Annotated in this window: 8 protein-coding genes and 1 pseudogene; all 9 read right to left on the bottom strand. The window is 71.3% G+C overall.

Annotated features, from left to right (window positions below; translation table 11 throughout):
• Positions 1 to 216, bottom strand: a 216-nt coding sequence (locus IG74_RS0142845) for a flavodoxin-dependent (E)-4-hydroxy-3-methylbut-2-enyl-diphosphate synthase (protein WP_030688863.1), incomplete at its 3' end; no start/stop codon positions are given.
• A 4-nt stretch (positions 217 to 220) separates the two neighbouring features.
• A complete protein-coding gene (gene hpnH / locus IG74_RS0142840; protein ID WP_030688861.1) occupies positions 221 to 1,240 on the bottom strand; it encodes an adenosyl-hopene transferase HpnH in 1,020 nt (339 codons plus the stop codon).
• Between the two features lie 5 nt (positions 1,241 to 1,245).
• A complete protein-coding gene (locus tag IG74_RS0142835; protein ID WP_030688860.1) occupies positions 1,246 to 1,896 on the bottom strand; it encodes a hypothetical protein in 651 nt (216 codons plus the stop codon).
• Positions 1,896 to 3,890 carry a squalene--hopene cyclase gene (gene shc / locus IG74_RS0142830; RefSeq protein WP_030688858.1) on the bottom strand — a complete coding sequence of 665 codons (1,995 nt, stop codon included), beginning with the start codon at positions 3,888 to 3,890 and terminating at the stop codon, positions 1,896 to 1,898. The genes IG74_RS0142835 and shc overlap by 1 nt, the downstream gene beginning before the upstream one ends.
• 106 nt (positions 3,891 to 3,996) lie before the next feature.
• Positions 3,997 to 5,118 (bottom strand): polyprenyl synthetase family protein, encoded by a 1,122-nt coding sequence (locus IG74_RS0142825; protein ID WP_078869582.1) that lies wholly within the window; start codon positions 5,116 to 5,118, stop codon positions 3,997 to 3,999.
• Positions 5,115 to 6,551 (bottom strand): hydroxysqualene dehydroxylase HpnE, encoded by a 1,437-nt coding sequence (gene hpnE, locus IG74_RS0142820; RefSeq protein WP_030688854.1) that lies wholly within the window; start codon positions 6,549 to 6,551, stop codon positions 5,115 to 5,117. Before hpnE ends, IG74_RS0142825 begins: the two co-directional genes overlap by 4 nt.
• 100 nt (positions 6,552 to 6,651) lie before the next feature.
• Positions 6,652 to 7,602 (bottom strand): presqualene diphosphate synthase HpnD, encoded by a 951-nt coding sequence (hpnD, locus tag IG74_RS0142815; protein WP_030688853.1) that lies wholly within the window; start codon positions 7,600 to 7,602, stop codon positions 6,652 to 6,654.
• Positions 7,599 to 8,501 carry a squalene synthase HpnC gene (gene hpnC, locus IG74_RS0142810; protein ID WP_030688851.1) on the bottom strand — a complete coding sequence of 301 codons (903 nt, stop codon included), beginning with the start codon at positions 8,499 to 8,501 and terminating at the stop codon, positions 7,599 to 7,601. Before hpnC ends, hpnD begins: the two co-directional genes overlap by 4 nt.
• A 334-nt stretch (positions 8,502 to 8,835) precedes the next feature.
• Positions 8,836 to 8,952, bottom strand: a pseudogene (locus IG74_RS51620) (ABC transporter ATP-binding protein); the annotation flags it as partial.

Raw genomic sequence — 8,952 nt, 5'->3', positions numbered from 1 at the left:
CACGATCTGGCAGCCCGACGCCGTCAGCTCGGCGATCTGCTGGAGCGTCGCCCCGATGTCGGACGTACGCGTCGTCGTCATCGACTGCACCGACACCGGCGCGCCGCCCCCGACGGCCACCGGTCCGACCTGGATGCGCCGCGCGGAGCGGCGCTCCGCTATCGGCCGGACCGGCGGCTCGGGCAGGCCCAGGGATACGGGGCCCGAAGGGGTCATGACGTCACCGGTTCCCGGAGACGGTCTCGCGCATGGCGCGCAGCGACTCCTTCAGCGAACCCATCGTGGCGAGCACGGCGGTCGGCTCGTACCCGCAGTGCGCCATGCAGTTGGCGCACCGGTCGTCCTTGCCGCGGCCGTACTTGCTCCAGTCGGTCTCCTCGATCAGCTCCCGGTACGTCGGTACGTAGCCGTCGCTCATCAGATAGCAGGGACGCTGCCAGCCGAAGAGCGAGTAGTTCGGGATCGCCCAGGCCGTGCACTGGAAGTCGACCTTGCCCTCGAGGAAGTCGAGGAACAGCGGCGAGTGGTTCAGCCGCCAGCGCAGCCGGTTGCCGCCCGCGAAGGCCTTCTTGAACAGCTCGCGGGTCTGCTCGACGCCGAGGAAGTGCTCCTGGTCCGGTGCCTTCTCGTAGGCGTAGGCGGGCGACAGCATCATCTCGTCGACCTTCAGGTCGTCGTTGAGGAAGTTCAGGACCTCGATGATGGTCTGCGGGGTGTCCGTGTTGAAGAAGGTCGAGTTGGTGGTCACCCGGAAGCCGCGCCGCTTGGCCTCCTTGATGGCGGCCACGGCCTCGTCGAACACGCCCTCCTTCGCCACGGACTCGTCGTGGCGCTCCCGCATGCCGTCGATGTGCACGGCGAACGCGAAGTACGGCGAGGGCGTGAACTTGTCCATCTTCTTGCGCAGCAGCATCGCGTTCGTGCACAGGAAGACGAACTTCTTCTTGGCCACCAACTGGCGCACGATCTCATCGATCTGAGGGTGCATCAGCGGTTCACCGCCCGCGATGGAGACCATCGGAGCGCCGGACTCGAGCACGGCGCCCACGGCCTGGGCCACCGGCATGCGCTGCTTGAGCACACCGGCCGGGTGCTGGATCTTGCCGCAGCCCTCACATTTCAGGTTGCACGCGAACAGCGGCTCCAACTCGACGATCAACGGAAACTTGTCACGCTTGCGCAGCTTCTGTTCAAAGAGATAGGTAGCGACCTTGATTGACTGACGCAGCGGCATAGCCATCTGGCTCACCTCCGGGGGAGCGGCGAAGATCGGTGCCATTCGAAAAAAGCGGGAAGCACGGCGCGGAGCACGCGGAAGGCCGATATTCCACCGCGGACCGTGCCGATGCGGACGAGTTCGTGCTGGGGGGCGTCGACGACCACCCGGACGGCCGCAACCGGCCGGGGTCCGGCCGTGACGGCACTGCGGAGCGTGACGGCGGACTCCATGTCGACCGCGATCGCGCCGGTGGCGAGCAGATCGCCGCGTTCGGGGCCGCGGACGACGTGGTCGGAGCCCGTGAGCGGGCCGGTGTGCACGGTACGGCCCGGCACGGCCCGCACCAGCTGCTCGACCAGGAGCCCGGTGCCCACACACGGCGTGCGGCCGCCGTCGTGCCGGGTCTCGTCGGCGACGACGAGGTCGCCCGGGTGCATGCCGGGGGCGAGCCCGGCGCAGAACCCGGTGGCCACGACCGCCGCGTCGCGCAGGGACTCCTTGCCGAGCGCCCGGGTGACGGCGCGCTCGGCGGCCTTGGGGCCCATGCCCGTGCGCAGGACGGTCACGGGCCCGCGGGCACCGCCGCGGTCGCCGGTGCGCAGGGCGAGCTGCTCGATGCCGAGCGCGCAGGCGACGAGCAGCGGGGCGGGCCCCGGGCGGGCCGGGTCCGTGCTCATCAGCTCCCCTTGCCCAGGCCGCCGACGGACGGCTCGCCGTGCACGTACCGGCCGAGGGCGGTCAGCGGGAAGACCTGCCGGTACAGGTGGTAGTTGATCGAGAAGTCCCAGGGGAAGCCGGTGCCGGTGAAGTACGGCTCGTCCCAGGAGCCGTCCTCGCGCTGGCTCTCGGTCAGCCAGGTGACGCCCCGCTCCACGGCCTTGGAGTCCCGCTCCCCCGCGGCGAGCAACGCGATCAGCGCCCACGCGGTCTGCGAGGCGGTGGACGCGCCGTGCCCGATCCACCGCTCGTCGCGGTACGAGCGCAGGTCCTCGCCCCAGCCGCCGTCGTCGTTCTGCACCGATTCCAGCCAGGCGACGGCGCGGCGGATCGCCGCGTGCGCGGCGGGCAGGCCCGCCGCGACGAGGGCGGGCAGCACGGACCCGGTGCCGTAGACGTAGTTGACGCCCCAGCGGCCGAACCAGGCGCCGTTCTCCTCCTGTTCGGCGAGGAGCCACTCGATGCCCCTGCGGGTGCGCGGGTCGTGGGACTTGCCCTCGTAGGCGAGCATCTCCACGACGTGCGCGGTGACGTCGGCGGACGGCGGGTCGATGACCTCGCCGAAGTCGCAGAACGGCAGCTTGTTCGGCAGCGGGCTGGTGTTGTCGACGTCGAAGGCGGCCCAGGCGCCGTTCCGCGACTGCATGCCCAGGTTCCAGTGCACGCCGCGGTCGATGGCGCTGTCCATCCGGCGCCGGTCCGGGTGGGCGACGCGGCGCAGCGCGAGGACGACCTCGGCGGTGTCGTCGATGTCGGGGTAGTTGTCGTTGTGGAACTCGAACGCCCAGCCGCCCGGCGTGAGATGGGGCTTGCGCACCGACCAGTCGCCGGGCCTGACGATCTGCTCGCCCAGCATCCAGTCCGCCGCCTTCACCAGCTGCGGATGGTCGGCGGGCACCCCGGCGTCGGCAAGGGCGATGGTGGCGAGGCAGGTGTCCCACACCGGGGACTGACAGGCCTCGATCATCCGCGCGCCGTCCTCGCGCCACACCGCGAACCGGTCGAGCGACTCGATGCCCGCCTTGAGCACGGGGTGGTCGAGGTCGTAGCCGAGCAGGTGGAGGGCGATGACCGAGTACACGGCCGGGGGCTGGATGCCGCCCCAGCAGCCGTCGTTCTCCTGCCGCTCGATGATCCAGCGCGCGGCGCTGTTCATCGCGGCCTTGCGCAGGCCGCGCGGCGCGAACTTGTGATAGACGTGCAGCGCCTTGTCGAGGCGCTGGAAGACGCCGTCCCAACTGGCCACGGCCGCAAGGGGCTTGGGCGGGTTCGGCACGCTCGGGTCGGTGTGCAGCTCGTCGAGCGGGAAGGGCGCGGGGCGCACCGGGCGCTTCGCGGAGACGACGGTCAGCGGCACGATGGTCTGCCGCGCCCAGCAGCCGAAGTCATAGATGTTGAGCGGGAACCACTTCGGGAAGTAGAGGAGCTCCGGGGGGAGTTCGGGCAGGTCGTCCCACTTCCACCAGCCGAAGAGGGCGAGCCAGATCCGGGTGAAGACCCGGGCCGCCGCGATGCCGCCCCGCTCACGGATCCAGGCGGAGGCCCGCGCCATGTGCGGCTCGTCCGGGGCGTCCCCGGCCAGGCGCAGGGCCACATAGGCCTCGATGGTGGCGGAGAGCTCGCCGGGGCCGCCGTAGAAGGTGGCCCAGGTGCCGTCGTCGCGCTGCTCGCCGCGGATGAAGAGGGCGGCGGCGCGCGTGGTCGGCTCGTCCCTGATGCCCAGGAACTGGCGGAGCAGCAGGTCCTCGGCGTCCATGGTCACGTTCGTTTCCAGGTCGCCCTTCCACCAGCCCTGGGCGTCCTGGCGGGACAGCAGGAACCCCGTGGAGCGCTCCACGGCACGCTTGGCGGCTTCCGGTGCCCCGGCCGCCCCGGGGGTCGTGTCAGGTGTGTCGGTGGCCGAGGCCGCGCGGGGCGTCACCGCTCCGGTGGAACCGTCGGTCGTCGCTGTCATGGCTTCCCCTTCGACGCAGTGCTTCTTCTCTGCTGGGTCCGCCGTCGGACACCGCCCGCACCCGGGCGGCGTTCGGCGACTGCGAGTCAGGTGTGCCCGATAGTGATCATCTCTTCCGTACGACGACGAAGTCGGCGAGCGCGGTGAGCTGCGCCCGCACCAGGTCCGGCATCTGGACCGCGTCCAGGGCCTCGATGGCGATGGCGTGCTGCCGTCGCGCCTCCTCCGCGGTCCACTCGCGGCCGCCCGCCTCCTCGATGAGCGCGGCGCGCGCGGCGAACTCCGCCTCGGAGAAGCTGTCGAAGTCATTGCTCTTGGCGTCGGCGGCGAGCAGCTCGCCGAGCCGCTCGGACGCGGGTCCGCCCGCCGCGAGCGCGGCGACGACCGGCAGCGACTTCTTGCGCTGGCGCAGGTCGCTCCAGGTCTGCTTGCCGGTGGCCTCCGGATCGCCCCAGATGCCGAGCAGGTCGTCGACGGCCTGGAAGGCGAGTCCGAGGTGGTAGCCGTACTTCTCCAGGGTGTCGGCGGTGGCGTCGTCGGCGCCGCCGAGGACCGCGCCGATGGAGACCGCGCAGGCGAGCAGGGCGCCCGTCTTGTTGCCCTCCATCTCCAGGCACTCCTCGACGGTGACCCGCTCGCGGTGCTCGTAGGAGATGTCCTGCGCCTGGCCGTCGATGAGGGCGCGGGTCGCGGTGGTCAGCCGGCGCGTGGCCCGGCCCGCCTCGACGGTGCCGATCTCCAGGAGGATCTCGTTGGCGAGGGCGAAGAGGGCGTCGCCGACGAGGATGGCCTGCGCGGGGCCGTGCACCTTCCACACGGTGTCGCGGTGGCGGCGCTGCTCGTCGCCGTCCATCAGGTCGTCGTGGAGCAGCGAGAAGTTGTGGACCAGTTCGACGGCCACGGCGCCGGGCACGCCGACCTCCGCGGGGGCACCCGCGGCCTCGGCGGAGAGGAGCGCGAGCGCGGGGCGCACGGCCTTGCCGCCGTCGCCGTCGGCCGGGTTGCCCGCGGCGTCGATCCAGCCGAAGTGGTAGGCGGCGACAGTGTCCATGGGAGGCGCGAGGCGGTCCACGGCGGACCGCAGCACCGGGGTGGACAGTGTCCGGCCCCGCTCCAACAGCGCGGTCACGTCCACAGCGGCCGGTTGGGCCGAGGGCACAGTCGGCACAGTCTCTCCTCTAGTTCCGGTGCGGGGTTTCTGGGACGGCCCCAGAAGGTCGAGCGTCACGCCGCCTCCTCGAAGAGGTGGTCGCGCGGGCGGTCGAGCGCGGTCAGCGCCGCCCTCGCGGCGCTGATACCGCTGCGAACAGCGCTTTCCATCGTCGCGGGCCAGCCGGTGGCGGTCCACGCGCCGGCCAGGTACAGCCCGCGCGCCTTGGTGTGCGCGCCCGGTCGCAGGCGGCCGACGCCCGGCGTCGGCGCGAACGTCGCCGTGCGCTCCCGGGTCACGAAGAAGTCCAGGACCCGTGCGCCGTGCGCGGCGGGCAGCAGGCGTTCGAGCTCCGGCAGATAGCGCTCCCTGAGCGCCGCCACGGGGGCGTCGATCTCGTCCTGGGCGACCGACTGGGACAGCGCGAGGTACTGGCCCTCGCGCAGCCCGGAGGCCTCGGTCCGGTCGAAGACCCACTGGACGGGCGTGCCGAGCGCGGCGAAGAAGGGCCGCTTGAGGACCTTGCGGTCGTACACCACGTGGACGTTGAGGATCGGCGCCGTGTCGATGCCGAGCAGCCGGTCGGGGTCGTCGAGGGCGCCCTCCGGGAGGAGGTCGTGGGTCTCGGCCTGGGGCACGGCGAGCACGACGGTATCGGCCTCGATGCGCTCACCGGGAACCTCGACGCGCCAACCGCCGTTCTTAGTAGGCGAGATGGAGGTGACACGTGTTCGCAGTTCGGTACGGACACCCGCCGAGTCGAGCGCCTTGCGGGCCAGGCGGTCATGGAGTTCACCGAGGGGCACCCGCGCCCAGCCGATGTCGGCGGCACCCGGGTCCGAGAGCAGCCCGGTCTTGAACACCATCGCGGCGAGGCCCAGCGAGGCATCGCCCGCCACGGCGTTCAAGGTGGCCACGCCGACGAGGTCCCACAGGGCCTCGATGGCGCGCGCCGACTGTCCGTGCGCGGCCAGCCAGCTGCCGAAGTCCTGGTTGTCGAGCGCCGGATCGGCCGGGTCGAGTCCCTTGAGGGCGAGCGCCGCGCGGCCCACCTGGGCGCGCTCGGCGAGCGACAGATGCGGATAGGTGGCGAGACTCGCGGCCAGATGCAGCGGCACGGGCAGCGCGGTGCGCCGCAGCCGTCCGAGGCGGTTCCGCTCGGCGTCGAGCACGGGTACGTCGAGCCGGTCCTGCAGCGGTGCGAGGTGCGCGCCCTCGACGCGGTCCAGGAACCAGCGGTAGGCGGTGCAGCAGCGCAGATAGACGTGCTGGCCGTTGTCGACCGTCAGCTCGCCGCGCTGGAAGGAGAAGGCGAGCCCGCCGAGCCGGGGGCGCCCTTCGAGCAGCGTGACGTCCAGCCCGGCGTCGGCGAGGGCGAGCGCGCTGGTGATCCCGGCGAGTCCGCCGCCGACGACGACGGCGGAGGTCCCAGGACGCCCGCCGCCCGCTCCGCCCGGGCGATCCGCGTCCGCGTCACCGCCCGGTTCGGTCCGCCTTTCGTGCTGCCTCATGCGTCCTCCCTTTCGGCGGTTGCAGTCTGGGACGCCAAGGTCATGCGGAGGGTTGCCCGCCGGTTGCGGTGGCCGAAGCCACTGGTCCCGCGGTCGGGGGTCACGTACGCCTCCTGACGGCCTGGCGTGCGACATTGCGCGCGTCGAGGCCGGACAGACCGCGCACGGCGACATACGCCTTCTCGCGGCCCGGCAGCGAAACGCGGCCCCGAAGGACCGCTTCCGGATCCCGCTCGATGCGGTCGAGCAGGCGGCGGTAGATGCCCGCCATCGCGGCCACGCAGGCGCCGCTGCGCCGGTCGAGCAGGGGAAGCAGGCGGTAGCCCTCGGCGAACAGCGCGCGGGCGCGGCGCACTTCGAAGTGGACGAGGCCCGCGAAGTCGGACCCGGCGGGCGGCTCCGGCCTCTCGAACCCGGCGGAGCAGCCGAATTTGGCCAGGTCGTCGGCCGGCAGATAGGTCCGGCCCTCCAGGGCGTCCTCACGAACGTCCCTGAGGATATTGGTGAGTTGCAGCGCGAGCCCGAGCGTGTCCGCGTACTCCGGCGCGCGCTCCGCGTGCAGCGCCCCCGGTTCCGTGCCGAACACGCCGAGCGAGAGCCGACCGATGGCCCCGGCCACGCACCGGCAGTAGACCTTGAGGTCGTCCCAGGTCTCGTACGTCTCGCCGCGCACGTCCATCAGGACGCCGTCGATCAGCTCGTCGAGGCCGCCGAGCGAGATCGGGAAGTGCCGCGCGGCATGGCTGAGCGCCACGGCCACGGGGTCGGTGTCGTCCTCCGCCACCGAGCCGTCGTGGATGCGGCCGAGCAGGCTCCGCGTCTCATCGAGCCGGATCTTCTTCACGTCCGGCGCGAGCGCGCCGTCCCCGATGTCGTCCACACGCCGTGAGAACGCGTAGAGCGCGGACATCGCGCGCCGCTTCGGCGTCGGCAGCAACCTGATGCCGTACGCGAAATTTCGTGCCTGCTGCCCGGTCACGGCCTCGCAATAGCTGTATGCGGCGAGTACCGGTGCGGACACGCGAGGTTCTGACTCCACGGTCCGGCTCACCCCTCTCCTCGCAGAACCGCACCCACCTCGCGCAGCAAACGCGGTTTCGTGGGCTTCGGCGGCCTTGGAAGTACGTCGTATCCAGCGGCGGCGATCGCACAGACGGCCGCCCTCCCCCCTGCCACGAACCCTGCCAGCAGCAGCTTCAGCCTGCCGTGGACGCTACCCACCAGGGGGGTGCCTTCATTCAGGAGGCAGTGGGCGCGTTCCGCTTCGAATGCAACCAGTGCGCGCACCGACGCGCCTGCGCTAGGAGCGGCCAGATCCCGTTCCTGGACGTGAAAGCGCTTCATGTCCTCGGCGGGGAGATAGATGCGGTCGCGCCCGAGGTCCTCGCGCACGTCCTGGAGGTGCTCCACGATCTGGAGCGCGGTGCACACGGAGTCCGAGAGCCGGATCCGCTCGGGTGTCGCGGTGCCGGTGATGGCGAGCACGAGGCGGCCGACCGGGTTCGCCGACAGCTCGCAGTAGGCGACGAGGTCGTCGTACGTCTCGTACCGCTGGACGAGCTGGTCCTGGCGGTTGGCTGCGATCAGGCCGAGGAACGGCTCGGGGGTGAGGCCGCGGCGGCGCACGGTGGGCACCAGGGCGCGCAGCAGGGGATGGCCCGGCTCCGGTCCCGGGGCGAAGACCTTGCGCAGGTCGGCCTCGAAGGCGTCCAGGAGGGCGAGCGGGTCGCCCGCGGCCCCGGGGTCCGCGCCCAGGTAGCGGGCGTGGGCGGCGCCGCGGGCCAGGTCCGAGTCGCCGATGTCGTCGACCAGGCGGGCGAAGCCGTACACGGCCATGAGGTCCTCGCGCCAAGCGCGCGGGAGGAAGAACGGGGCCACGGGGAAGTTCTCGTCCGCGGCTTTGGCGAGGACGGCGGACGCATCGCGTAGCTGGAGATCGTCCGTAGCCATTGCCGTCACATCTCCCGTTCTACACTGCCGACCCAATACATCCTATTTCGGACACGCCGCCAAGGCCGCCCGGCGGCGCAGCGTGCCCCGCGCCCAGCCAGGGAGCGATATCGCCCCACTTGCCGCGAATCAGCACCGGTACAGCTTACGTTGTACAACGGACAGCGCTTCGTCGGGGTGTTCCGCACATCACAAGAACGCACCGATTGGCTTCAATCTTCCCTGAACTCCTGTGACTTGGGAGATGCGTGATGTCTGAAAACGAGTCAGGGCCCGGCCGGGGTCTCCGGCGGGCCCTGCTCCATTCGGCCGCGACCAGACGGCGGCGATCCGGCTACTTACCGGTGAACTTCTCGTACTCCTTGATGACCTCGTCGGTGGGCCCGTCCATGCGCAGCTCGCCGCGCTCCAGCCACAGGACCCGGTCACAGGTGTCACGGATCGACTTGTT

It is taken from the genome of Streptomyces sp. NRRL B-1347, from assembly GCF_000720325.1.
Classification (GTDB): Bacteria; Actinomycetota; Actinomycetes; order Streptomycetales; family Streptomycetaceae; genus Streptomyces.
The sequence above is the reverse complement of the archived record's forward strand: the minus strand, read 5'-3'. Positions and strand labels throughout refer to the sequence as shown.